At 48.0% G+C, this 25,318-nt stretch carries 20 protein-coding genes; 7 read left to right on the top strand and 13 right to left on the bottom strand.

The genetic code is table 11. From position 1 onward, the window contains the following. Positions 1 to 23: 23 nt before the first annotated feature. Positions 24 to 584, bottom strand: coding sequence for a hypothetical protein (locus tag ACYVIC_RS12100; protein WP_460860269.1), 561 nt, complete (start codon positions 582 to 584; stop codon positions 24 to 26). Between the two features lie 318 nt (positions 585 to 902). Here ACYVIC_RS12100 and gloA point away from each other — a divergent pair, with 318 nt between their 5' ends. After that, entirely contained in the window at positions 903 to 1,304 is a 402-nt protein-coding gene (gloA, locus tag ACYVIC_RS12095) for a lactoylglutathione lyase (protein ID WP_460860267.1), read from the top strand. Between the two features lie 47 nt (positions 1,305 to 1,351). Here gloA and ACYVIC_RS12090 read toward each other — a convergent pair whose 3' ends face one another. The 5 genes from ACYVIC_RS12090 to ACYVIC_RS12070 all read right to left on the bottom strand — a co-directional run bounded on the left by ACYVIC_RS12090 (position 1,352) and on the right by ACYVIC_RS12070 (position 5,585). After that, positions 1,352 to 2,248: an aspartoacylase gene (locus ACYVIC_RS12090; protein WP_460860265.1), complete on the bottom strand. Its 897-nt coding sequence runs from the start codon at positions 2,246 to 2,248 to the stop codon at positions 1,352 to 1,354. 132 nt (positions 2,249 to 2,380) lie between these two features. After that, positions 2,381 to 2,587, bottom strand: a complete 207-nt coding sequence (locus tag ACYVIC_RS12085) for a bacterioferritin-associated ferredoxin (protein ID WP_460860263.1) — start codon at positions 2,585 to 2,587, stop codon at positions 2,381 to 2,383. Between the two features lie 145 nt (positions 2,588 to 2,732). Then, positions 2,733 to 3,935: an ABC transporter permease gene (locus tag ACYVIC_RS12080; protein WP_460860261.1), complete on the bottom strand. Its 1,203-nt coding sequence runs from the start codon at positions 3,933 to 3,935 to the stop codon at positions 2,733 to 2,735. Then, on the bottom strand, positions 3,936 to 4,742 hold the full coding sequence (locus ACYVIC_RS12075) for an ATP-binding cassette domain-containing protein (protein WP_460860260.1): 807 nt from the start codon (positions 4,740 to 4,742) through the stop codon (positions 3,936 to 3,938). 24 nt (positions 4,743 to 4,766) lie between these two features. Beyond that, complete coding sequence (locus ACYVIC_RS12070) at positions 4,767 to 5,585, bottom strand: DUF3025 domain-containing protein (RefSeq protein ID WP_460860258.1); 819 nt, start codon at positions 5,583 to 5,585, stop codon at positions 4,767 to 4,769. Positions 5,586 to 5,768: 183 nt separating this feature from the next. Between ACYVIC_RS12070 and asnB the strand changes: the two genes are divergently transcribed. Beyond that, entirely contained in the window at positions 5,769 to 7,433 is a 1,665-nt protein-coding gene (asnB, locus tag ACYVIC_RS12065; protein ID WP_460860256.1) for an asparagine synthase B, read from the top strand. Positions 7,434 to 7,494: 61 nt separating this feature from the next. Here asnB and ACYVIC_RS12060 read toward each other — a convergent pair whose 3' ends face one another. Together ACYVIC_RS12060 and ACYVIC_RS12055 are read right to left on the bottom strand one after the other, a co-directional pair. Next, positions 7,495 to 10,668 (bottom strand): efflux RND transporter permease subunit, encoded by a 3,174-nt coding sequence (locus tag ACYVIC_RS12060; RefSeq protein WP_460860254.1) that lies wholly within the window; start codon positions 10,666 to 10,668, stop codon positions 7,495 to 7,497. Positions 10,669 to 10,672: 4 nt separating this feature from the next. Next, positions 10,673 to 11,896: an efflux RND transporter periplasmic adaptor subunit gene (locus ACYVIC_RS12055; protein WP_460860253.1), complete on the bottom strand. Its 1,224-nt coding sequence runs from the start codon at positions 11,894 to 11,896 to the stop codon at positions 10,673 to 10,675. Positions 11,897 to 12,364: 468 nt separating this feature from the next. On the opposite strand from ACYVIC_RS12055, the gene ACYVIC_RS12050 reads away from it, so the two are divergent. Next, the gene (locus ACYVIC_RS12050; RefSeq protein ID WP_460860251.1) at positions 12,365 to 12,673 is read left to right on the top strand and encodes an isoamylase early set domain-containing protein; all 309 of its coding nucleotides are present in this window, start codon (positions 12,365 to 12,367) and stop codon (positions 12,671 to 12,673) included. 59 nt (positions 12,674 to 12,732) lie between these two features. Here the strand turns inward: ACYVIC_RS12050 and ACYVIC_RS12045 are convergent, their stop codons facing one another. Further along, positions 12,733 to 13,848, bottom strand: a complete 1,116-nt coding sequence (locus tag ACYVIC_RS12045) for a beta-ketoacyl-ACP synthase III (RefSeq protein WP_460860249.1) — start codon at positions 13,846 to 13,848, stop codon at positions 12,733 to 12,735. A gap of 223 nt (positions 13,849 to 14,071) precedes the next feature. Here ACYVIC_RS12045 and tamA point away from each other — a divergent pair, with 223 nt between their 5' ends. Next, a complete protein-coding gene (gene tamA, locus ACYVIC_RS12040) occupies positions 14,072 to 15,796 on the top strand; it encodes an autotransporter assembly complex protein TamA (RefSeq protein WP_460860246.1) in 1,725 nt (574 codons plus the stop codon). After that, positions 15,793 to 19,557 (top strand): autotransporter assembly complex protein TamB, encoded by a 3,765-nt coding sequence (tamB, locus tag ACYVIC_RS12035; protein WP_460860244.1) that lies wholly within the window; start codon positions 15,793 to 15,795, stop codon positions 19,555 to 19,557. The genes tamA and tamB overlap by 4 nt, the downstream gene beginning before the upstream one ends. Here the strand turns inward: tamB and ACYVIC_RS12030 are convergent. Then, entirely contained in the window at positions 19,554 to 20,321 is a 768-nt protein-coding gene (locus ACYVIC_RS12030; RefSeq protein ID WP_460860243.1) for a methyltransferase domain-containing protein, read from the bottom strand. The genes tamB and ACYVIC_RS12030 overlap by 4 nt on opposite strands. Next, positions 20,318 to 21,076: a Nif3-like dinuclear metal center hexameric protein gene (locus ACYVIC_RS12025; protein ID WP_460860242.1), complete on the bottom strand. Its 759-nt coding sequence runs from the start codon at positions 21,074 to 21,076 to the stop codon at positions 20,318 to 20,320. The genes ACYVIC_RS12030 and ACYVIC_RS12025 overlap by 4 nt, the downstream gene beginning before the upstream one ends. Positions 21,077 to 21,212: 136 nt before the next feature. On the opposite strand from ACYVIC_RS12025, the gene ACYVIC_RS12020 reads away from it, so the two are divergent. Further along, on the top strand, positions 21,213 to 21,536 hold the full coding sequence (locus ACYVIC_RS12020) for a hypothetical protein (RefSeq protein ID WP_460860240.1): 324 nt from the start codon (positions 21,213 to 21,215) through the stop codon (positions 21,534 to 21,536). Here the strand turns inward: ACYVIC_RS12020 and ACYVIC_RS12015 are convergent. After that, positions 21,533 to 22,795 carry a glycosyltransferase family 4 protein gene (locus tag ACYVIC_RS12015; protein ID WP_460860238.1) on the bottom strand — a complete coding sequence of 421 codons (1,263 nt, stop codon included), beginning with the start codon at positions 22,793 to 22,795 and terminating at the stop codon, positions 21,533 to 21,535. The genes ACYVIC_RS12020 and ACYVIC_RS12015 overlap by 4 nt on opposite strands. Before the next feature lie 73 nt (positions 22,796 to 22,868). Between ACYVIC_RS12015 and trhA the strand changes: the two genes are divergently transcribed. Continuing rightward, positions 22,869 to 23,510 carry a PAQR family membrane homeostasis protein TrhA gene (gene trhA, locus ACYVIC_RS12010; protein ID WP_460860236.1) on the top strand — a complete coding sequence of 214 codons (642 nt, stop codon included), beginning with the start codon at positions 22,869 to 22,871 and terminating at the stop codon, positions 23,508 to 23,510. Positions 23,511 to 23,566: 56 nt separating this feature from the next. On the opposite strand, the gene ACYVIC_RS12005 is transcribed toward trhA, so the two are convergent. Beyond that, entirely contained in the window at positions 23,567 to 25,141 is a 1,575-nt protein-coding gene (locus ACYVIC_RS12005) for a S8 family serine peptidase (protein WP_460860235.1), read from the bottom strand. Positions 25,142 to 25,318 lie beyond the last annotated feature (177 nt).

Here is a 25,318-nt window from a genome sequence, read left to right as displayed (position 1 = left end):
ATAATTGCACCAATAGCGCCATCTTATATTTTGCTTTCAATAAATTTGACTGCCTGATTAAGAGCTTGGTGTCCCAATTCCGAGCAAATCTCATTTAGAAAGATAACTTTTCCGCCGTTCTCACTTGCTCGCTTTAAAGGGCCGTCCTTTCTGTCTAATGTGAGAACAAAATTATTTACTGATAAAGCACCTAGCTCTATATCAGCCTCTTGCTTATAAAGGATTTGGCTTTCTTTCCGCTTCTTTGTGCTTCCAAATTCACTTTTTAGTCTTGCTCTTTCTCTACTCTCAGTCACACATGTTAGGGTGCCCTTTCCGAAACCAGAACGACGCTGCTCAGCGCTGGAGTGAGCGGGATTTGAAAAACCAAAAGTATGCTTCTCTTCCACATCAGCAGCAAGAACCGAGAATATGAATTGCTTTAACTCAATTTTATCCTTTGTATCAGGCATTTGCTCAATTTCAAAACGACCATGCTTGGTGATTAATAGACGATATTTATCCGCTGGAAAGTAATCAAGCAGGTTGAGATTATTATTAAAAAGAAAATCCCAAATATTGTTGTCTATATATACGTTTATCACGATACCCTCATGCAAACACAACGCTTATTCGACAGGGCGACCTGTCTTTGTAAATTTAATGTACAGAACATTACACCGCATCTTTAAAACTTACAACAACTTACAGGTACAACTGATATTTGTGTCGGCGACAAATACGGGCTAACCCGTCTAACAAAACTTGAGCCAGGCGTTGGCATTATATGCAGGGGTTTGCAGAAGTTAAGTGCCCGAACGAATATCCGCTTTTGGTACAAAGGTATCCTGCCGGGATCACAGAATATGTTACCATTGCCACCTGCAGTGCGCGTTTAAACACCAAACCGAACAGGAGTTTATATGAGAATGCTACATACCATGCTGCGCGTGGGTAACCTGGAAAAATCCATCGCCTTTTATACCGAGATACTGGGTATGAAACTGCTACGCCAGTCAGAAAACACTGAGTATAAATATACGCTGGCATTTGTTGGTTACGGCGATGAAAGTGAACACACCGTGCTGGAGCTGACCTACAACTGGGGTACCGACAGCTATGATTTGGGCAATGCCTATGGCCATATCGCGTTGGAAGTAGAAAACGTATACGAGGCCTGTGACAAGATCCGCGCTAAGGGTGGCGTAATCAGCCGTGAACCTGGCCCGGTAAAGGGCGGCAGCACTGAAATTGCTTTTGTGCGCGACCCCGACAACTATGCTATTGAACTTATCCAAAAGAAACAGCGTTACGATACGCTGTAATACCCACGACAGGCCAGGTGTGTCCTGGCCTGTAATCTGTGCATCTGTTATTCATCGTCCAGCGTAATCAGCACTTTTTCATTTAACGACATTGCTAAATTATTGTCGTAGTACGCCGCCTCGTTAATAAAGGTTGGGTATACGGTCACATCGCCGTCGTAATAAATCTCGGTACCATCAAACAGCGTAAAAATGGCATCGCCCGGGTTTATTGGCTGGTAATCTTTGTCCTGCACATTTTTATGTACCATACCGATACGCTCTCCTTTGTCATTCATCGGCAGCTTAATGCTGTGCAAATAACGAAAGGCTTCAGTATGTTTTGGCAGGGCGGGCAGGTTATTGCTGTTATACAGTTCAACAAAATCAAGGATATGCCGTGTCATCTTATCCATCAGCTCCAGTATATCCTGCCTTAACACTGATTGCGGTTGCGGCCCAACCTCCACCAACACGCCATAGCGGCCCAATGTACACATTAGCGCATGGTCTTCGGCGGCAAAGTGATCTTCATCACGCGAGATAATGGCCTCTGGCATCAGCATTTTTACATAGGCAGCCAACTGGTTATAAAACGGCCCGGCTTGGGTAAGGATCAGGCAGGCACCCATATTGCTGGTGGTATTATGTAAATCGATCAGCAAATCGGTTTTGGCGTTGCCCTTGGGACCTAACTGCGTGTTAAGCACTTTAGCGCGGCTTTGTTCATAGTTGGCTAAATTCGGGTTGGCTAAATCGATATTTTTAAACTGGCGGTTTAAATCACTGTGCAGGTAACGCTTGTTGGCATAATGGGCCTCGGGGTTGGCCCATACTAATTCAGTATTAAAATTACTTCGGCTAACTAGTTCAGGCTTAGCCTGGTATTGCTTAACTAAATAAATGCCTGAAAATTCATTGCCGTGTACCCCACCGACAATCGCGACCTGTTTAATTTTGTCCATACGCTGATTTTGCCTCCACCGATCCACCAAGCCAGAGCTTAGCCTAATTTGAGGCGGCTATTATGACCATAACAATCAACGAAATGAATAGATAAAGAATTTAAATGCTATAAAAAAGAATACAAATGCAAACTAAGCCGCAGGTTGGGCTAAATTGAGGTTGTTATCTGACAAGCGTACTAACTCGTTATGCAAAATTTGTTGTGCCTGACAGGTGCATTTGCCACATTGGCTGCCCACACCGGTGCACATTTTCAGCTCACGCATGCTTGCTACGCCTTCGGCCACTTTTTGTTTAATGGTTTTGTCGGTCACAGCTTTACATAAACAGACGTACATAACAGCACTCCAGGTAACAGTACGCTGGCATTTTAATATTATTAAGAACCATTATCAATAGTATTTGTGAAATTGAATCATTACTAATAACAACGCCAGCATATAGCTGGCGTTGTGGCTTGTTAGGAAACTTGGCCTAACTTAATTAGCGAAACAGCACCTTTTCCTGTTGGAACCAGCGAACACAAAAGGCAATCAACGCTGCAGCAATCGCCGCCGTTGAAGCGAATATTAGTGCCAGCAAACCGTAATCTGCAGTGCCTTTTAATAACTCTTTAATAGCCAGGGCAATATTGGTCAATGGTATTAATGCGGTTGTGGCATCTAACTCCATACCAGGTGCCATCGCCACCATTAATGGCACTATCACCACGATCATTAACGGGCTCATATAATTCTGTGCTTCTTTAAAAGTGCGGGCATAGATTGAAATAGCCAGTAATAACGCGGCGAATATGGCAGCGGTAGGCAGCAATAACGAAAACATCAACATTAAATCAACCACAGAAATAGCTGCAAGGGCTTCTGATACTTTAGATAAATCGGCAAAAGCACTAATAATAGCACCCCAAACGCCCAGGCTTACCACGGTTATCAACGCCGTCATTAGTGCTGTAGTTAACACGGTTAAAAACTTACCTAACACGATAGACGTACGGCTGATCGGACATATTAACAAGGTTTCCAGTGTGCCCCGCTCTTTCTCGCCCGCGCCCATATCTACCGCTGGATACATGGCGCCGCTTAAACACAGTAGCACCAGAGCATAAGCTAAAACAGCCCCTAAGCTCTCCCCCAGGTTTTCACGTTGCTCCGCCGTGTTAACCCGGGTTAGTTCTACCGGTTTAATAATGGCATTTAAGTTTGCCGAATCTACACCAAGCTGGCTTAAGGCACCGCGCTGTAACTCTTCGGTATAAGTAGTCAGTATGTCATTGAAGTGGTTATACATAAAATCAAGTTGCGACGAGCTATTATAAATAAGTTGCCACTCTGTTTGCTGTACCGCCGCTTTGCGACTGGCAAAGTCTGCCGGGATCACCAGCGCCACATCAAATTCTTCGTTGCGAATGGCACTGATCAGCTCTTGCTCGGTACTGAGCGAGGTGTCTACTTTCTTGAAGTTTTTATGATAAAACAGTGCTTCGGCAAATTCCGGTGCCTGCTGCTCGTTAATAATCACGTAACGGTGTTGCTCTTGCATCGCTTTATTTGTCGTGGTCGCCATCACCGCACCAACGATGGCAAACAGCACCGGGAAAATAGCAATAGGGAGTAAAATAACGAAAATAAGCGTCTTTTTATCCCGCATCAATTCTGTAAGTTCTTTAAAATAAACCTGCCACATTTACGCTGCTCCTTGCTGTTGCTTACCAATCTCACCTTGTAACACCGACAAAAAGGCGTCACGCAAATCCCCGTTATCAGCCAAGGCTTTAAACTGGTGAATATCGCCGGAAAAGGCGCTGATACCTTTATCTATAACGACCACCCTGTCACACAACGAGGCCACTTCATCTAAATGGTGAGTAGAGAAGATCACCGGCGTGCCGGCGGCTTTTAAGCCTTTAATAAAATCCAGTACAGTTTGCACTGTCATAATATCCAACCCTGTGGTTGGCTCATCTAAAATAACCACCTTGGGGCTATGCACTACAGCACGGGCAATCGCCGTTTTTTGCTTCATACCGGTCGACATATTGTCGGCCCTGCGGTTAGCAAAATCATGCATATTTAATAAGCTAAATAACTCATCAATACGCTGCTTCAGCTGCTGCTCTTTCATGCCGTGTAAACGGCCAAAATAGGCAATATTTTCATAAGCGGTGAGCTTGCCGTATAAGCCGGTATCGGCCGATAAAAAGCCAATCTGCTGCCGCGCTTTTACCGGCTGCTTTAACACATCAACGCCATTTAACAGCACAGAGCCGGCATCTGGTTTCAGCGCCGTAGACAGCATACGCAAAGTAGTCGTTTTACCGGCACCATTGGGTCCCAACAGCCCCAGCACTTCACCGCTACCACAGTTGAAACTGACATTGCGTACAGAATGAAAGGCATCTTTGCTGTAACGTACGTCCTGCTTTTCCGTATCAGACAATTTGTTATTTTTGCTAAGCGCAAAGGCTTTAGCTAAGTCCTGAATTTCAATCATGCAACCATCCCGTTGTTAAGGCCGCTAAGTAACGCGCTGCGGCCGAAAGTAGTCAGTATTTTGGTAAAAACCGGTGGATTCATTATCGTTATACCAGCCTGGTACGCCCAATAAAGGCAAAGGCGTTAGCTGTTGATTATCAAGAAGTAGCGCCTGGTTAGCAATTTGTTCAAGCAGTTTGTCATCAATAAAACTGTAAGCAGCTGTTAAAGGCCATTGGCTAAAACCTGCAGGCACCTCGACAAACAGTGCCTTAGCGGTTAAACCAATAAAAGGTGCAGTGGCCATTTCGTATATAGCATGGCCAAAAATTATTGGCCGTACGCCATGCCACCATTCTTGCCGTTTTTTAACAAAACTCTGCTGCCACTGATGCTGGCGCAGCAGGTCTGCATGTCCATTGGCAGCTGGCTCCAGACACAACACTACACCGCATTCATCAAACAAGGTGAGTTTATTACGTAGTCTACTGCGCTGTTTTAAACCATGCTGGGCTATTTCGTCCATATGCAACTGATTTAACAGACTTTTGGTTTTAGGAAATAAACACCAGATTAACGCACCAAAAAAGTCGTGCCAGTTGTCTTTTCGTGTTGGCACACACCGGGTTGCATAAATATATTCTTCGTAATAGCGGCCATCGGCAGCTAGCGCATCGTTGTCAACAAAACGCACAGTCGCATGCGGCACGCACTGATTAAACCAGGCGACATCGGGCCATTGCGATAGCGGTTCCAGGCTGACACGCTGACAAAGATCTGCAAAAATCGGGCTGCGGTGTAATAGGCTCGCATCCCAATCTAGCGGTGGCGTAAAGCGGTTTTTTACATCAGTTTTTTGCATAAGCAGTATTTTCTGTTGCTGCAGCTGAAAGTTCTCAGCGTTAATTACTTATAAAAAGCGCGAAAAAGCGCTTGCAATTTTACCATGGCATGGCACATTCAGGGGGTGCGTTTAGACGTACATACTGCCAAACAATGTGTTTAAACCAGTGGGTTTATTCGAATTAATTTAATAGAGGTTATCATGTGTTCGATATTCGGGGTGCTTGACATCAAAACTGATGTTAAAGCCTTGCGCCAGCAGGCGCTACAGTTATCCAAGTTATTACGTCACCGCGGGCCAGACTGGTCTGGCGTATGGAATAACGACAATGCCATTTTAGTGCACGAGCGCCTGGCGATTGTAGATACTGAAAATGGCGCCCAGCCTCTGATTAATGATAATCGAAATCACATTCTGGCAGTGAATGGCGAGATCTACAATCATAAGCAGCTCGAAAAAGGGCTCGGCAGCCCTTATCCATTCAAAACCAAGTCAGACTGTGAAGTCATATTACCGTTGTATCTTGAGCACGGCACTGAGTTCATCGATATGTTACAGGGCATGTTTGCCTTTATTTTGTACGACGCTGAACAAAACCGTTATTTAATTGCCCGTGACCATATCGGCATTATTCCGCTGTATTACGGTTATGACGAACATGGCCAATTGTTTGTGGCTTCAGAGCTTAAAGCTTTGGTACCGGTGTGCAAACAAATTAAAGAGTTCCCACCAGGCCACTACTTTGACAGTAAAGTCGGTGAGCTGCGCAAGTATTACACACGCGATTGGCAAAGTTTTGACGCAGTAAAAGACAACCCGGCAAGCCTTACCGAGCTTAAAGCAGCGTTGGAACACAGTGTTAAAAGCCACCTGATGTCTGACGTACCCTATGGGGTGCTGTTGTCAGGCGGCTTGGATTCATCACTTACATCAGTTATTGCCCAGCAATTTGCCAAACGCCGGGTTGAAGATGACGGCCAGTCTGAAGCCTGGTGGCCCCGTTTACACTCTTTTGCCGTGGGTTTGGCCGGGTCGCCGGATTTAATCGCGGCTCAAAAGGTAGCTGACGCTATAGGTACAGTGCATCACACTGTACATTTTACCGTGCAGGAAGGTTTAGACTCGTTACGCGATGTCATTTACTTTCTGGAAACTTATGATGTCACCACCATCCGTGCTTCTACTCCTATGTATTTAATGGCACGCAAAATTAAAGCGATGGGCATTAAAATGGTGCTGTCGGGCGAAGGCTCAGACGAGCTGTTTGGTGGCTACTTATACTTTCATAAGGCGCCAAACGCTAAAGAGTTCCACGAAGAAACCTTGCGTAAACTGGACCGCTTGCATATGTTCGACTGTAACCGCGCCAACAAAGCCATGTCGGCCTGGGGTATTGAAGCCCGGGTGCCTTTTTTAGATAAAGAGTTTATGGACGTAGCCATGCGCTTAAACCCACAGGAAAAAATGTGCGGTGGCGGCAAAATGGAGAAGCATATTCTGCGCCAGGCGTTTGATGGCGTGCTGCCAAATGAAATTTTATGGCGCCAAAAAGAGCAGTTCTCTGACGGTGTTGGTTACAGCTGGATTGACAGCTTAAAAGCCCATGCCGAAAAAGAAGTGACTGATCAACAAATGGCTACCGCCAGCTTCCGCTTCCCGGTAAACACACCAGACAGCAAAGAAGCATACTACTACCGGGTCATTTTTGAGGAGCATTTCCCACACGCTGGCGCTATTGCCTGTGTGCCTGGCGGTAAATCAGTAGCGTGCTCGACGCCTGAGGCATTAGCCTGGGATGCCAAAATGGCGCAAATGACCGATCCTTCAGGTCGTGCCGTGCGTGACGTACATACCCAAGCCTATTAAATTGAGCCAGAAAATTAAAAAGCCACGCATTTAGCGTGGCTTTTTTATCAGCAATACTATCTTATTTAGATACCACTGAGCCCAGTCGTGTATCTTGTTTATGCTCCTTTTTGCGGAACAGGTTTTTCACATCTTCAAGTATGACGTAAAGCGCCGGTATCAACAGCAGTGTAATAACGGTGGCAAACAAAATACCAAATGCCAGCGACGCAGCCATTGGTACTACGATTTTTGCCTGTAAGCTTTTCTCAAGCACAATTGGCGCCAAACCGACAAAGGTGGTTAACGAGGTCAGCAAAATCGCCCGAAAACGCTGCGCCCCGGCTTGCGACACCGCCTCACGCACTGACAGACCTTCTGCACGTGCCCGGTTAACAAAGTCAACCATTACCAAAGAGTCATTTACCACCACACCTGCCAGGGCGACTAAACCGAATATCGACATAATGCTCATGCTAAGGCCTAGCACCATGTGCCCTACTACGGCACCAACCAAACCGAAAGGGATCACGCTCATAATGATTAGCGGCTGACTATAGGATTTCAGCGGTATCGCCATTAATGCATAAATACAAAATAGCGCAAACACCCCCGCTTTCATCAAATCGACCTGCGCATCCATTTCATCCTGGCTGGCACCGTCTAGCTCGCCGGTAACACCTTCATATTTAGCCGTAATCTCCGGGATTATTTTCTTCTTCATCTCACCAACCACTTTACCCGGCTCTACAGTTGCTTTGTCTGCAGCAGCAGTAATGGTAACTGCCCGCTCACCATTAACCCGGTTAATAGCACTGAAACTAGGCTGCAATGTATAGCTGGCAACTTGTGCAAACGGAATTTCACCACCATCCTTGGTCCGAATGCGCATATTCTCGAGGCTGCCGACAGAGCTGCGCTCGTCACGCGGATAACGCACCATCACTTTAACTTCCTCACCATCTCGCTGCACCCGTTGTGCTTCGGCACCGTAGAAGCCATAGCGCACCTGGCGCGCCACATCAGACAGGGTTAAACCGAGCAAATGCGCTTCAGGTTTAAGTTGCAACACAATTTCGTCGTTACCGCCCAGCAGGTTATCTTCAATATCGTACACGCCGGCATACTCACCCAAACGGGCTTTTAACTCTTCTGTAGCTAATTTGAGATTATCCAGATTGGTGCCGCGCAGCTGTAATGCAATATCGGCACCACCACCACCGCCAGTGGACGCATTAATTTTAAAGGCTTTTAATCCAGGGATCTCCGGCATTTGCTCGCGCCAACGATTAGCAATTTCAAAACCATCAATTTCGCGGCCTTCGCTTTTTTCCAGCTCTACAACGAGCTGACCGGCAGTATCACTTTGTAGAAACATCAGCCTGTGCTTAACGATGTCCTCGTCATACTCGTCGTTTAGCTGCTGGTTTGCCCGCATCAGGGCTGCTTCGGCTTCACGCATAGCATTAGCGGTAGCTTGATTAGATGCCCCTTGCTGCATGATGAGGTTGGCGTTAATAAAATCGCTGGGGATATTTGGAAAGAATACCCAACGCACCAAGCCGCCGCCCAGCACGCCAAACATCAAAATTAACATAGCAAAAAACACCGCCATAGTAATATAGCGATACTCAATACAGCGTTCGACAAAAGGCTGATAGCGGTTAGTAACAAAGCGCTGCATTGCGCCGGCAATAGTCATACGTACGGCTTTTAAGCTATTGCTACAGCTGCGGCCTAAACTGTAAAACACACCTTTTCGCTCAGGATCCCAAGGCTTGGTATCCATATTAACAATGTGTGCTGGTAGGATCATTTTTGACTCTACCAGTGAGAAAATCAGACACAACACCACTACCCAGGCAATTGACCCCCAAATAGGCGCCTGAGCACCACCAACCATCAGCATAGGAGTAAACGCCGCAATGGTAGTTAACACACCAAAGGTGGCAGGCATGGCTACTTTTTTCGCGCCAGCGATTACCGCTTCAGCCGATTTGCCACGTTTCTCAATCTCGCTGTAGGCGCTTTCACCGATAATAATCGCGTCATCTACCACTATGCCCAGCACCAGAATAAAGCCGAACAAGCTGATCATATTGATCGACACATTAAATAACGGCAGCGGCAGCATGGCCATAGCGCCAAGAAAACATACCGGAATACCCACCATCACCCAGAACGCAATACGAAACTCAAGAAACAATGTTAATGCCAACAACACCAAAAAGGCGCCCATCAGCAAATTATTGCTCATTAAATCAAGCCGGCCTTGCAGGTAATAGCTCGAGTCACCCCAATGCGCTATTGATACCGAAGACGGTAGCTCTTTTTGCTTACGCTCAACATAACTTTTAACTTGCTCTGCTATTTTCAGTGTATTGTCATCACCTACCGCATCAACCCGAATGGATACTGAGTTTTTGCCGTCAAAGGTAGACAAGTCTTCACCTTCGACAAAGCCGTCATTAATACTGGCAATATCTTTTAACGCTAAACGGGTGCCGTCTGCGAAGGTAAGCAGCACGATATCTTCAAAATCCTGTGCAAAATAGGCCTGACCTTTAGTTCGCAGCAAAATATTGCCACTCTCAGATTTAATAGAGCCACCAGGTAAGTCAACTGAGCTGCCGCGAATGGCCGCCACAACTTGATCAAACGTCAGGCCATATTCCTTCAGCTTGAGTTCGGATAGCTCAATAGCAATTTCGTAATCACGTGCGCCAACTACATCTACTTTGCTAATACCGGGTAGTTTTTTCAGCTCATCACGCACATCTTTTGACAACTCTTTTAATGTGCGTTCACTGGCATCACCGTACAATGACAACCACATTACGTTGCTTTGAAACCGCATCCGGTATACCACCGGCTTTTCGGTTTGCTCTGGCAAGGATGAAATAGCCGATACCTGTGTTTTAATCTCGTCCATCACCTCCTGCACATCGTAGTTGTTGGCTATTTCAGCACGCACTGTCGCCAACCCTTCAACCGCAGTAGAACGAACACGCTTAATACCGTTAACACCGCGCAGACTTTCTTCAATCTTATCAATAACCCCGGTTTCAACTTCCTGCGGTGCCGCACCTAAATAAGGCACGCGAATATTGACCTGCTCAAGCACAATTTCCGGAAAAATTTGCTTTTTAATGGTAAACAATGAAAACACACCTGCGACCAGAATAATCGCCATCAGCAGGTTGGCTGCCACACTATTGCGGGCAAACCAGGCAATTAAGCCTTTGTTGGTATCCATTGGCTTACTCCTTAACCTGCGAAGTTAGCACCGCAGCCGCCTCGCCCTGCTCATCTGCAGTTAGCTCGGTAGCAGAGTCAGTACCGGCAATCCTCACCAGCGTACCCGCTAATGGGTTAGCAATAGCAGATGTGGCCAAGCGATCTGCTGCTAAAAACCCACTGCGGACATAGGCAAACTGCTCATCAGAGCGTTCAATTACAACATCACGAAACTGCAGCTGATCGTCAGCATCTACCACTAACACTTGTTGCTGTGCCAACAATAAATGCCGCGGGATCACAACAACATCAGTGGTTGCTACACCGGCAATTCTGGCCTGTACAAAACGACCAAAACGCAGCGGCGTAGCACCGGGTGAATTTCGCCGGTATGGGTCGTCAACCTGTGCTACGGCATAAATTACCCGGCTGCGTTCATCTAACACACCCTCGGTACGCACCAGTTTTGCAGGCCATTGCGTGATTGCTCCGGCCACAACGGCCGTTAACGTGACTTCAGATTGAAAAGGATCATCAATAGATTGTGGCAACTGCACAAAACCAGCATCGTTGTCAGTAATCGGCAAGCGCACTTCAGCGATATCAGTACCATAAACCACACCTACGCTTGTGCCCCGGCTGATAAACTGCCCAAGATTTACCGCACGGCTTCTGACCATACCGGCATAGGGCGCTCGAATTTCTGTCCGGGCCAAATCACGTTTTGCCCGCTCTACTTCGGCTTCAGCCGAGCGAACATTTGCCAACGCGCCAGCCAGCTGCGGCCGCCGTAAACCCAGCTCCGGCGCAGTGCCATCGGTAAAAGAGCGCCATTCTTCTTCGGCAACCCGGCCACGGGCTTTTTCCTCTTCTAAAGCAGCCTGCGCATTGGCCAGACTCGCTTCCGCAGCCTTGACATTGGTAAGGTAATCAGCCTGCTCAACCCGGACTAACAAATCACCGGCGTTAAAAAAGCCTCCTTCGATAAAACTGTCTGCAACGTCGACTATACGGCCATTCACTTCTGAAACTAAACTGGTCTCCAGTCTGGGCTTGACAGTACCTTGTGACTGGATACCATAAACCAGATCCTGTTGTTCAATTGGCTGAGCCGTAATCAAAATCGCCTGGCGCTGCTCTTCTTTTTTTTCCGGCGGCTTGCGCATACTGGTCAGACTACCGGCAGCAACTATTGCAATGCCTATTACAGCTACTGGTATCAGAATCTTTATAATTTTTGCTGCCATGTTGATTCCCACGTTATTTTTAAATTTGCACTGGCTATATACTAAAACGATAGCTGTGCAAAGTAATTGGCAGAATGTTACGCTTTGTATCAGCTTTGCTAACTTCACGCCTTTTTTTCTGCCGTAATAGTTAAACCTGATTTTGTATCAAGCGCCGTCAACTAGCGAAATACAAGGGGTTGGCGACAGCCGGACATCATAATATCCGAGGTTGCGCCTACTGCCGGTATCACAACTGATGATTATTTAGTAATATCTTGTTACAACTGCTATTTCAGGCAACCACAGCCTATTTCTGCAAATTCAGTTATATCAACCTTTAAAATTAATATTTGCTGCAACTGCTAATTTTTCTTAAGGTAAGCATTGCCAAAAAGTGTTCATAAATTAAACATATTAACAGCGCAATATGTACTGCAGACATTGACGGACGTATACCGGAAAATCATTAGCATTGAGGGTGAAACTATGAGTATTAATAAGCAGTATCTTAAAACTAAACCGCTGTGCAAGGTCACATTTACGTTGCCAGCTCAGCGGCTGGAAAATATTGAGCACGTGGCCTTGCTGGGCGAATTTAATGACTGGGATCCGGCTGCGTTGCCAATGAAGAAAAGCAAAAGTGGCGACTTTACCGCCACACTCAACCTGGAAAAAAATAAGGATTATCAATTCCGCTATTTGGTAAACGGCGGTACCTGGCTCAATGATGATGCAGCAGACAGTTATCAACCGTCGCCAGTATCATATGACCACAACTCAGTCGTACGCTTGTAATTTGCAGCCAAGGGCAGCCTGTGCTGCCCTTTTATGATCAGGTATTAGCGCTTCTTTGCTCAGCACTTTTGCAGTACTAAACAACCCACCGAATAACCAGCACCAAATGAGCACAAAATGGCATACTCGCCAGCATTAATACCCTGCTTGTACTTATGAAACGCGATAACCGAGCCGGCTGAAGCGGTATTGGCATAAGTGTCCAGCACCAACGGTGCTTCTTCCGGCAACGGATCGCGGCCAAGAATTTTTTTCGCGGCAAAAATATTCATATTGATATTGGCCTGGTGCAGCCATAATCGCTTCAGTTGCTCCGGTTTAACTTGCTGCTCTGCCATTTCTGCCTGAATAACCTCTGCCACTATAGGCAGTAGCTCTTTGAACACTTTTCGACCCTGTTGTTTAAAAAAATGTACTAGTGGGTCAGCCGTTAAACAGTGTTCGGTATAACCAACATCGCAGCGGATATTGTTGGAAAACTCGGTTTTCAGCCGCATTCCGTTGATGCGATAGGCATTATCAGCCGTGCAGCTGTTTTCTGCCTCGATGATGGTCGCGGTGCACACATCACCAAAAATAAAATGACTGTCGCGGCTGCGGTAATTCACCTGTGGCGAGGCAAATTCGGGGTTTACCACCAGCACAACTTTAGCCGTGCCGCCACGAATAGCGTTTACCGCATTACTGATGGCAAAGGTAGCCGAAGAGCACGCTACATTCATATCAAAAGCATAGCCGGCAACACCCAACAGTTGTTGTAGCTCAATTGATAATGCAGGGTAAGGCCGCTGCATATTTGAGGCGGCACAGATAATCAAATCAATATCTGCTGCGGTTTTATTCGCCTGCGCCATGGCTTCACGTGCTGCCGACAACGCCATCTCTACCATTTCCGGCGCTTGATCTTCACTACGACGCTCAAAAACCGGGTGCATCACATTCGGGTCTAAAATACCATCTTTGTACAACACATGGCGCGCTTTGATACCAGAGGCTTTTTCAATAAAATCGCTGCTGGAGTGCTCCAGTGCCAGCGTTTCGCCGCAGCCAATGGCTTCGGCATGTTCCGCATTAAACTGGTCGACATACTTGTTATAGCTGGCGACCAATTCATCGTTGGTAATAATGTGCTCAGGCGTAAACAGGCCCGAGCCGCTGATAACAACACTTTTCATAGTACTGCCCTTGTCAGATGGCGGTTATACTACCGCTTTGCCGTGTCGGCAGTATAACTGAAATCGCCACCTCAGTTGTACTGTGCTGTTGTATTATCCACATATTGCGAGGTCTGTTCAGTCTCTATTTAGGCAACGCGGTGTACATTGGCAAGCAGCGTGAGCCATAATAGCCCGCACATTTAGTTTTTTCATTTTCTTAAAACGGGACTTTTACACGCCAATGCAAAACCGCGGTTTTTTTATAACAGCAGTGCTGGCAGTTATACTCAGTATTAGCTTTCCCGCGCGTTCAACTACAGCTTATCGTTTTAACATTAGCGGGGTAAATGACGATTTACGCGATAATATCGCTATTTATCTGCAAAAATACATTGATGCCGACAACACTCCGGGATTGCGGTTTCAAGCTACATTACAGCAGGAAATTCAAACTGCTTTGCAAGCACTGGGTTATTACCACAGCGAAATTACCATAACACACGACGAAGCCACACCACGGGTGCTGCAAGTTCACGTGCACGCTGGCGAACCCGTGCGGATTAGCCAAAGCGATATAAAGTTGTCTGGCGATGCCACAACAGATGCTGATTTTGCCGCCTTGCTGGCAACTCAGGCACCTAAGCAAGGCCAGGTGTTGCATCATGGCGCCTATGATGGTTTCAAAAGTGCCTTAAAAAGCCTGGCACTGCGTAAAGGGTACTTTGATGCGGATTTCACGCAAGCCCGGCTTGAGGTTGCACCCGCGCTAAAGCAAGCCTTTGTCCGTTTACATTTTGACTCTGGTACTCGCTACAAATTTGGTAACGTAAGCTTTAGTGGTAACCAAATAGCAGAGCCAGGGCTGCTCACTTTAGTGCCTTTTAGCCGCGGTGACTATTATCTGGCCAGTCAGTTGGGCGAGCTTAACCAAGCATTAGCCGCTACCGGCTGGTTTTCGTCAATTTTACTTGAAGGCAACACCACACAACTGCAGGATTTTAGGCTGCCGATAAATGTGGCACTGCAGCCGGAACGGCGCAACATTATAGAAGCAGGTATCGGTTACTCTACCGACGTTAAAGCGCGATTGAAACTAAATTGGACTAAACCCTGGCTTAATAAAGCAGGCCATAGTCTCCACAGCAAACTTGCTTTGTCAGACATCGAGCAAAGCGTAGAGGCGGCCTATAAATTACCGCTGGCCAGCGTCGCCAATGACTTTTATCAAGTACAACTTGGTTTTCGTAACCGTGATAATCAGGACACGCAAAGCCGTGAGTCTAATTTGGCGTTAGAGCGCCATTGGCTGTTGAAAAGCGACTGGTACCGCACCGCTTCTGTGCGTTGGTTATATGAAGACTTTGTCCAGGCTGACCAAAATGACAGTATCAGTCTGATCATGCCAGGAATAAGCTATAACCGCAGCAAACAGTCAGGTGGCCCAATGCCCTCCTCGGCCAACCGGTTATTACTGGGCGTTGAGGTATCAGATGAGGCCTGGGGCTCAGATGCCAGCTTTGCGCGCTTACGTAGTCGCATTGGTTGGATTGGCAGTGCCGGTAACAATCATCGCTTTGTAACCCGGCTTGATGGTGGTGCTATCCTGATGGAAGGTTTGTCACAATTACCGCCCTCACTACGGTTTTTTGCCGGCGGCGATAACAGTATACGGGGCTATGGCTATGAAACCGTATCACCACGTAACAACGAAGATGAGCTAACCGGCGGCCGCTATATGGCAACCGCTGCGCTGGAATATCAGTACCGTGTGAAGGGAAATTGGTGGCTGGCAGCATTCAGTGATTACGGTAGCGCCTGGGATGACAAACCCGATTGGGTGCAGGGCGTTGGTTTCGGCTTGCGCTGGGCCTCTCCTGTTGGGCCGGTGCGGCTTGACCTTGCCTGGGGTCTGGATGGCCCTGACAAAGGTTTTCAACTGCACTTTGCCTTGGGGCCCGAATTATGAGCCACCAAAGGGCTAAACATTGGCGCAAACGCACATTAAAATGGCTGAACTGGACACTAGTGCTGCCCAGCGCTGTGCTTTTTGCCATAGTGTTTACGCTGTTGTATAGCCCAGCCGGGCTAAGCTTTAACTTGTGGCTGGCACAGCATCTGGTCAATGGTTTCAGCGTTGAGCGCAGCGAGGGCAGCTTGCTCGGCGGCAATACATTGCATGGTTTACGCTGGCAAGATGATGCGCTAACGCTGACGTTAGAGCAAAGCACTCTGCAGATTAGTAACGGCTGTTTATTGCGCTTTACACTCTGTGTGGAGCAGCTTGCACTGCAAGGCATGCGGCTTAGTATTGCTGACACCGACAATCCACCGCCGGCAGTTCCCCCGCAACCCGCGGCAAGATTATGGCTACCCTTTGCCATTGATATTACTCAGCTGCAACTGAAGGATGCCACAGTTGTGGTTGGCGGCACGACATTACACTGGCAACAATTTGACACCGCAGCGCAGCTGTGGGGTAATAAAGTGCAACTAAATCAGCCGCACTGGCAGCAGGTTGCCCTAACATTGCCGCAAACTACAGATACTGTAGCTAATGACGCCTTTGCCTACCAGGTGCCGCACCTGCAAGATATCACCTTGCCGCTGAGTGTGTTTATCGACCGCTTTCGTTTGACTGATTTCACCCTTCACCAGCAAGGAGCAGAGCCTGAAGCACACACCCTCAGTGAGCTGGCATTCAGCCTGCAACTGCTACCGCAGCAAATCACGCTGACGCAGCTGGATATTCGCCATCCGCGAGCCACCTTATATGCCTCAGCCAGATTAGAACCGGTTGGCAACTATCCGCTCAAAGCCGATATCCGGCTGTTACTACAAGACACTACACTGGCAGGTCAAAGACTACGCCTAACGCTGGATGGCGACTTAAGTAACTTACAACTGCACGCCAAAGCCAGTGAGCTGCTGGATGCTGAATTGTCGCTGTGGCTAAACCTGTTAGACAGCACCCTACCGATAAATGCCAGCTTATATGCCACACAGGTACAATGGCCACTAAGTGGCAACGCAGAAATACAGCTGAACCAGCTGCAAATGGCCGCCGACGGCAGCCTGGAGCAGCTGCGTTTTGATGCAGGATTAGCCTTAAGCGGTAACCAGCTGCCAGCCAGCCATGTGCAATTAAATGGCCACAGCAGCCTGGCTGGTGTAACGCTGGAAAACATTGTGGTTAACAGCCTTGGCGGCGAGCTTAGCGGCCAGGCTGAGCTAAATTGGCAACAGCAATTATACTGGCTTGGCAAAATGCAGTTAAACCACATTCAGCCTGGCCAATTCTGGCCGGACTATAATGGTGAGCTAAACGGCAATATGCAGTTTAGCGGCCAGTTGACACCGCAGGGCGGCTGGCAGTTGGCTCTGCCGCAAATAGACCTTAACGGCACCTTACGTGACTATGGGCTTAATCTGGAAGGCAGTTTAAGCGTGGCTGATCACAGCGGACAAGGCGACTACAAATTAGAAACTCCCGGCCTGACGCTGCGCCATGCTCAAAACCAGATCCAACTGACCGGCTCACTGGATCAACAATGGCAACTGGCAATGAAAGTTGCTATACCGACATTGGCGCAAAGCATACAAGGCACGCAAGGCAACATCAGCGCTGACTTCAACATTACAGGCCAACGCGAGACGCCAAAGCTGACAGGATCGCTTAGTGCCAATGCGCTGCAATGGCAGGACGCAAGCCTTCAGCGGTTAACGCTGGACACCGATTTTAGCGTAAACAGCGAGCGCAATATCACGGCAACGGTATTGTTGCAAGCGAGCAACGCTAACTATCAGCAGCAAAGTATTGACCAACTGCAGCTGACACTCAGCGGCAGCGAATTACAGCATCAACTGACTCTGCACCTGAGCGGTGCAGAGCACAATGCCGACTTAGAACTGACAGGCAGATTCAAAGCAAACGAATATTGGCAAGGCACATTGCTAAGCGCCAGGCTTGACAGCTTGGCGGGGCCCTGGCACCTGGTTGATAGTGCGACACTTGATTACAGTTTTGCCAACACCCAGCTCACTGTGCAGCCACACTGTTGGCAGCAAGCCCCTGCTGAGCTGTGCGCAGTTAAACCTCTGCTAATCAGCGCCAGACAGATAGCACTCGAGTTTAACCTAAAGCAGTTTGCCCTGTCCGCTCTGGCTGATTTTTTACCCGCGCAGATGGCATTGCAAGGCCAAGTTGATGCGTATGTCAGCGTCAACTGGCAGCAGGACCAACAACCACAGGCACAGCTCAAGATTAATGGCAGCAACGGCGGCTGGCACTATCAGGCAGAACAACCTCTTGCACTGAGTTGGCAAAGCTGGACACTGGATGCGGGATTGGCTGACGATAAGCTTAGCAGCAGCCTGAATTGGCAGTTTGACAGCGACAGCACATTACAAACTGAAGTCAGCATTAGCGACATACCATCCGCTTCGCGTCAACTCCAGGGTAAGCTGCTGCTACAGCAGTTCAGCCTGGCCTTCTTGCAACCCTTGCTGGAGCAAAACAGTGCGCTTGCAGGCACACTGAACAGCGACTTGCGCTTTAGCGGTGACTTAAACCATCCGGACATTAACGGCAAGCTGGCGCTAAGTGGGTTTAAACTGGCCGGTAAACAAGCCCCGCTGGATGTGACAGATGCCAACATAGCGCTTACGTTTAACGGACAAGAAGCAACACTGGAGGGTTTGGTAACTACCAGCAAGGGCCGGATAGATTTAAATGGTGACGCAAAATGGCCACAAATAGATAACTGGCAAGCAAGCGTTAAAATAAAAGGCGATGAGCTAAGCTTGCAAATTCCACAGGCACAGTTGCAAGTGGCCCCGGATCTCACCTTAACAGCAAGGCCCGGCATTACATCGCTTAGCGGCACGGTGCAAATTCCGTTTGCCCGCATCAACATCGATAGTCTGCCGCAAACTGCGGTGGAGATATCAGATGACCAGGTGTTGCTGGACGAAGCATTGCAGCCCATCCCCAAAAATGCGCAAACCGTTTTTGCGCTGCAAACCGATGTTAATGTTGTGTTGGGCAGACGGGTACAGTTATCGGCTTTTGGCCTGCAAACCCGCCTTGGCGGGAATTTAAGAGTGCGCCAGCAGCCGAAGCAACAGCCAACGGTTAACGGTGACGTCAGCCTGCAAGACGGCACTTTTCGGGCTTATGGCCAGGACTTAGTCATCCGTCAGGGTAAAATGAGCTTTAACGGCCCGGCCGATCAGCCGTTTTTAAATGTGGAAGCTATCCGTAATCCGGCCAATATGGAAGATGATGTTATTGCAGGTATCCGCGTTATTGGCCCGGCAGATGAGCCAACGGTCAGTATTTTTTCCGAGCCGGCCAAGCCGCAGGCTAATGCGTTGGCATATTTGCTTATGGGCCGTGATATCGGCAGCGATTCAGGCAGCGCCGGTTCAGCGCTTACCACCAGCCTTATTGGCTTGTCTATTTCTTCTACCGGCGCTGTGGTTGGTGAGCTGGGCGAAGCATTTGGTGTTCGCGATCTTACGCTGGATACAGCCGGTGCCGGAGATAACTCGCAGGTAACAGTAAGCGGCTACTTATCACGCGATCTGCAGATTAAATACGGCTATGGCATTTTTAATGCTGTTGGCGAATTTACCCTGCGCTACCGCGTAATGCGAAACCTGTATTTGGAAGCTGTAAACAGCTTAGATAACGCCGTTGATTTGCTGTACAAATTTGAGTTTGACTAAACTGCCTGCAGTAATAAATGCTGATAACGGCCCAGCGATGCATAAGGCTCAGTGCGGTTGTATTGCAACTCCAGCGCGAGTAACTGCTCGAAATGGCTTTGCTGCTGACTTCGATCGCGTAAGTAATCATGAAAACAACGCACCCCGGTTTTAGCCAGCACACTAAAGCCAGCTTGTTCACACCAGCGCAGCACATCGGCTGGGGTCAACGGATGTTGTGGGTTTAAGCTGACTTTTTTCTTTACCTGAAAATCTGCTGCGACATAATCGAAGTTGCCGAACAAAATATTGCCAAAACGTTTAGCATCTTTGTTATAAAACATTAGCGATAACACACCTCCCGGCAGTAACAGCTGCCGCAGTTGGGCAATAGCCAGTTCAGGCTGTGCCAGCCACTCCAGCATGGCGTGGCACAACACCAGCTGATACTGTTGCTGTTGTGTGGCCGCCAGCTCCGCCAGACCAATCTGCGCAAAACTGACATTATCAGCGCCCTGCTCCTGTGCTTGTTGCTGTGCAAGTTGTAACATGTCGGCAGAAATATCGGTTAAATGCACACTATGACCCTGCGCAGCCAGAGCCAGCGCTAACTGCCCCTGCCCGGCGCCGACATCAAGGATCTGACATGGTTGCTGTAATAGCGTAAGTTCGGCTAAATCCCGAAGAAGGACTAATTGGCGCAATTTACCTTTGGTGCTGCTGTAAATATTCTGCGCAAATTTGGCCGCGATACCATCAAAGCTGCGATCAGTTTTTTTTGTCATGCCGGATTATCAATATCAATAAACTGCACATCTAAAGCAAACTGCTGCGCAATAAATTCGCCCAGCGCTTTAACACCATAGCGCTCGGTAGCATGGTGGCCGGCGGCGATAAAATGAATACCCAGCTCACGCGATAAATGAATTGTTTGCTCTGATACCTCGCCGCTAATAAACAATTGCGCACCGGCCGCCGCGGCTTGCTCGATATAGCCCTGCCCACCACCGGTGCACCACGCCAGTTTACTGACCGCATTGCTGCCTGAGGTATGCAACAGTACGTGCCGTCCCAGCGCCTGCTCTAAGCTGGCAGCAAGTTGTTGTACCGGCAAAATCGGTGTCAGCTCGCCCTGCATTAACACGCCATTGGGCTCTGCGGTGGTAACAGCAGTGATATTTTTCGCTTTAAGTAAGTGCCCTAATTGCGCGTTATTGCCAAGCGTCGGATGCACATCCAGCGGTAAATGGTAAGCCAATAAATTGATGTCATGGCACAGTAAGGTCTGCAGACGCTTTTTCTTGATACCGGTTACAGGCGCGGTTTCGTTTTTCCAAAAATAGCCGTGATGCACCAATATCGCGTCAGCCTTTACTGCCACGGCTGCATCCAGTAACGCCTGGCTGGCAGTAACCCCGGTAACCAGCCGGGCAATTTTCGCCTTGCCCTCTACCTGCAAACCATTGGGACAATAATCACGAATTTTATCACTTTGTAACTCTGTATTTAGAAATTCAACTAACTGGTCGCGATCTATCATCGACTGGCTTTCCGCTGTTGTTGGTAGCCGTATTGTACTGCAACAGCTAAAAAAATCAGGCACATTTGTGTTATGGCCACAAAATGTTGTATAAATAGCGAGCTAAATGCGCAAATAATGTCAGTTAAGGACCCTTATGAGCAAATTGGACAAAGATCAGGTTGTTGCCGATTTTACCGCAGCTTACACCGCCGCTTTTGGTAAAGCACCGCAATTGGAGCAAAAGCCCGGCTGGTTCAGCGTAGATGGCGGAAAAAATATCCGTCTGGCCGAATTGGCAGAATTAGGCGCCAGTTACAACAGCGCCGAACCGCAAGCTGCTGTGGCAAAGCCTGCTGTAGTGAAAAGCGCGGCCAAACCCACTAAAACAGCAAAAAACAACAGTACTGGCGGTAAGTCGGCCTCTGCACTATGGGCCGAGCGCACTAGTGCCCAGCGTCAACCACGCGGTTGTCGCTAATCAGCGTCTGTCTGGCTGCTTAGTTCAGCCAGACGTGTTTTTGCCTCTATCCACTGCCCCATAAATTTTGTACTACGGTATGCATGGTGTTTGAGCATCAAGCCGGTAAAGTTGTTCGCCCGATGTTGTTGTATATTGGCCATACTCTGCTGCAGGCTTTGCCAAAGCCGATGTTGATGTTGCATCAGACTAAACCGGCTGTGCAATACAGTAAACCCTGTTTGTTGAGCCTGCAGCCAAATGTCTTGCTGTTGATATAAGCATACTGCAGCATCTGCCAGAGCTTTAGCGTCATTAGCAATAAACCCCGGCCATTGCTCGCTATTAGCCATACCTTCCGCACCAATATCAGTCGTAACACTTGGCGTACCGCAGCGCATGGCATCAAGCAATTTACCTTTTAGCCCAGCGCCAAACGCTAATGGCGCCAGGCATACCCGGGCTTGGCTCATAACGGTCATGGCATCATCGGCCCAACCTTTAACCAAGAAACCTTCCCGTGTGTTGTGCAATGCGCTGGCTTTAGGCGGCGGATAAGCACCATAGACATGTAGCTGCGCTTTGGGCAACTGCTGGCGAATTAGCGGCCAAATCTGTTGTTTTAACCACAGTACACTGTGCCAGTTTGGTGCATGACGAAAATTACCAATAGCGATAAAGTCGCTACGCTCAGCGTATTGCGGCACGCTCTGCGCAGGAGGTTCGCTGACTAAAAACGGGCAATAACATAGCAACTGTAGCGGCACCTTATAATGCTGCTGCAACAGCTGCATTTCGTACTCAGAAATAACCAGTGTCACATCGCAGCGATAAACGGCAGCTATCTCGCGCAGCGCCAGCTCGGAGTTAAGCGCTACCGCATCAAGCGGTGTGTTGCTATTAAAGCAGCGTTGGCGCGCATCACGCAGTGCATGACAGTCTTCCATATCCAAAATGCGCAGTGCCGCCGGGCATGCTTGCTCAACCCGCCAACCAAACTGCTCTTCCAGCATAAAACGGTCAAACATTACTGCTTGCGGCGCTTGTTCAGCTAACCAGTGATCGAAGCTGCTGTCGTTTAGCCGGATGCTCTGCTCAGTGATGCCCATATCAGCTAGTGGATAACGGTGAGGCCCTGTTTCTGCAGCGCTGGCAAAGATAACCCTCCAGTCCTGCTGCAAAAAAAGCTGCAGCAAACTTAACATCCGGTAGCCGGCAGCCGACGAATTTGGTTCCGGCCAAACATACCCCAGTACGACCAATAACGGTTTTTGTTGCACAACAAGCACTTCTTCTGAAAAACTGCTATTTTAGCCGCTACACCTTAACACACACAAGCTGAACTGCGTGACTATGACCAGTACCTCCTATTCACCATTTGAAGAACTATTGCATGCGTTAAGTCACGGTCTGGGGGCATTACTTAGCATTGTGGCATTAGTTTTAATGTTAGCGCTGTCGCTAGAGCATGGCGATGTCTGGCACCTTGCCAGTAGTTTGGTGTACGGCTGCAGTTTAATCCTGTTATACAGCAGCTCTACGCTATATCACGCCATTAGCAACATTGACGTTAAACGTCGTTTGCGTCAGTTAGATCATGCCGCTATTTTTATTCTGATTGCCGGTACCTATACCCCTTTTACCCTGATAAATTTGCGCGATAATTGGGGCCTGCCATTATTTGCCCTGATTTGGTCAGTCGCTTTAGCAGGCGTTATTATTGAATTAGCAACCGGGCTTAAATACAAAAAACTGTCGCTATGCTTCTATCTTGGCATGGGCTGGCTGGTTCTTATTGCCATTCAACCTATGTTAAACAACGTGGCAAGCGGCGGCTTATTGTTACTCTTGCTGGGCGGTTTAAGTTACTCAATTGGTGTTATTTTTTATGCATGGAAGCAGCTATTTCTGCATCATGCTATCTGGCATCTGTTTGTATTGGGTGGCAGCGTATTGCATTTTTTTGCCGTGTATTACTACGTATTGTCAGCATAACAGTAAAGTGTCGGCTTAAAATAACAGGCCGGATTGCTCCGGCCTGTTTGGTATAATTAGTATTGATAACTGAAAGTTACACCACTAAAGGCACTATAAGCACGAATACCGATATGCCAGGTACCTGCTTGCGGGTTGTTAAACGTACAGACCTCATTATTGCCATTTAAATATGGACGGCAGTTGTAGCTTGTTGTCGTTGGCTCAGAGCCATACCGCACATACAAATCGGCATCACCACTGCCACCGGAAATCTGGAAGGTTACCGACGACACACCCGATGGTATTGTATAACTACCCCTTAACCACTGCCCCGTGGTACCCGACAAGTTAGGGAAAGTAGCACCGTTTGTTGGTGGTGGTGGTGGTGGATTACCCCCGCCGCAGCCATTATTAGTAAGGTAATCGTGGGCGGCTTTAGCTTTAACTATACCCCAACCATAAGATGTATCGCGCCCGGCGGCACCACGATCTTCAGCAGTCGTATTTAACGCATTGCGAATTTGTGCTGCGCTACAACCTGGATGGTTACTCCACACCAATGCCGCTACGCCGGCCACATGCGGCGATGCCATCGATGTACCGCTGATGCTGTTGTAACCGCCGTTGTTCCAGGTTGAGCTAACGCCGACACCTGGACCGGCAATTTCAACTTGTGAGTTACGCTGTGAAAAACTCGCCAGACTGGCGCTGGAGTTAACTGCGGCAACCGAGACTACAGCATTATAGGATGCAGGATAAGAAAAGCTGGTATTGCCGCCGTTACCGGCTGCGGCAACCAGTAACATACCGCCATTGTAAAAATTAGTCATGGCTGTATTTTCAGTCTGGTTAGACGAGCTGCCACCCAAGCTCATATTCACCACTTTGGCACCTGCATCTTTACAAGACTGAATAGCAGTGATCAAGTTCGATGCGGTTGTCCAATTGCCGGAGTTGTTGAAAATTTTAACAATATGCACGCCCGCCTGACCCGAGCCAATAGTGCCAACCACACCACTGTTATTATTTAGCGCGACCATAGTACCGGCGACATGAGTACCATGGCCGTTGCCGTCGGTATTCCAACTACCGTGGCCAGAAAATGAAAAACCGGTAACACCGGAGTTTTGTAAATCTTCATGACCAGCAGCCCAGCCTGTGTCAATAACACAGACTTTGGTGTTACCCGCACTACTATCACTAACCTGATTAGCTTGTACCATCGTTATACCATATGGCGTTGTTTGCGCCAGCGGTGTGATAACATCCATCAAATAGCGTTTAGAATCTTCCTCGATGTACTCCACCTGAGGATCATTAGCCAATAAAGCCCGTTGCTTTGCCGTGAGTTTTGCTACGCTGGCATTAACTGATGGCAAGTGTGCCAGGGCCTTAATACTGGCCTTGGCCAAAACTTTATTAGCCCTTAAAGAAGAGACTAGAGACTGACCTGACTGGCCATCTGCTGATTTCTGCGTTGTTTCATCTTTAAACTTAATTATAAACTGCTCTGTAGTGTCATCATTAAGCTGTAACAAGTCCAAACCTGGATCTGTCTTTTTCATACCCTCAGCAACAGCAACAGAGGTGAGGCTTAACGCAAAACAGCCGGCAGAGGCGATTGCCAGCAAAGTAGTAGTTTTTTTCATTGTGTTACCCTTGATTGATTATTATTGTCCTTGTTGCACTCCAGCGTCCTGCAGTTCAAAACGTAGCCAACCAATACAGATAAACATTACAAATCAATTACAAATATATTATAAATTGCAGATAGATCCCCGTTGCGGGAAATAAATATAACTATCAGAAACAAAATGACTTTTACA

Source organism: Rheinheimera gaetbuli, from assembly GCF_054781935.1.
The sequence above is the reverse complement of the archived record's forward strand: the minus strand, read 5'-3'. Positions and strand labels throughout refer to the sequence as shown.

Bases quoted from the DNA above. Each gene is read 5' to 3' on its own strand.
- ACYVIC_RS12085 (WP_460860263.1), bottom strand. From the start codon at position 2,587: ATGTACGTCTGTTTATGTAAAGCTGTGACCGACAAAACCATTAAACAA.
- ACYVIC_RS12045 (WP_460860249.1), bottom strand. From the start codon at position 13,848: ATGAAAAGTGTTGTTATCAGCGGCTCGGGCCTGTTTACGCCTGAGCAC.
- ACYVIC_RS12005 (WP_460860235.1), bottom strand. From the start codon at position 25,141: ATGAAAAAAACTACTACTTTGCTGGCAATCGCCTCTGCCGGCTGTTTT.
- tamA (WP_460860246.1), top strand. From the start codon at position 14,072: ATGCAAAACCGCGGTTTTTTTATAACAGCAGTGCTGGCAGTTATACTC.
- ACYVIC_RS12055 (WP_460860253.1), bottom strand. From the start codon at position 11,896: ATGGCAGCAAAAATTATAAAGATTCTGATACCAGTAGCTGTAATAGGC.
- ACYVIC_RS12090 (WP_460860265.1), bottom strand. From the start codon at position 2,248: ATGGACAAAATTAAACAGGTCGCGATTGTCGGTGGGGTACACGGCAAT.
- ACYVIC_RS12060 (WP_460860254.1), bottom strand. From the start codon at position 10,668: ATGGATACCAACAAAGGCTTAATTGCCTGGTTTGCCCGCAATAGTGTG.
- gloA (WP_460860267.1), top strand. From the start codon at position 903: ATGAGAATGCTACATACCATGCTGCGCGTGGGTAACCTGGAAAAATCC.
- ACYVIC_RS12080 (WP_460860261.1), bottom strand. From the start codon at position 3,935: ATGTGGCAGGTTTATTTTAAAGAACTTACAGAATTGATGCGGGATAAA.
- ACYVIC_RS12070 (WP_460860258.1), bottom strand. From the start codon at position 5,585: ATGCAAAAAACTGATGTAAAAAACCGCTTTACGCCACCGCTAGATTGG.
- trhA (WP_460860236.1), top strand. From the start codon at position 22,869: ATGACCAGTACCTCCTATTCACCATTTGAAGAACTATTGCATGCGTTA.
- asnB (WP_460860256.1), top strand. From the start codon at position 5,769: ATGTGTTCGATATTCGGGGTGCTTGACATCAAAACTGATGTTAAAGCC.
- tamB (WP_460860244.1), top strand. From the start codon at position 15,793: ATGAGCCACCAAAGGGCTAAACATTGGCGCAAACGCACATTAAAATGG.
- ACYVIC_RS12050 (WP_460860251.1), top strand. From the start codon at position 12,365: ATGAGTATTAATAAGCAGTATCTTAAAACTAAACCGCTGTGCAAGGTC.
- ACYVIC_RS12030 (WP_460860243.1), bottom strand. From the start codon at position 20,321: ATGACAAAAAAAACTGATCGCAGCTTTGATGGTATCGCGGCCAAATTT.
- ACYVIC_RS12075 (WP_460860260.1), bottom strand. From the start codon at position 4,742: ATGATTGAAATTCAGGACTTAGCTAAAGCCTTTGCGCTTAGCAAAAAT.
- ACYVIC_RS12025 (WP_460860242.1), bottom strand. From the start codon at position 21,076: ATGATAGATCGCGACCAGTTAGTTGAATTTCTAAATACAGAGTTACAA.
- ACYVIC_RS12020 (WP_460860240.1), top strand. From the start codon at position 21,213: ATGAGCAAATTGGACAAAGATCAGGTTGTTGCCGATTTTACCGCAGCT.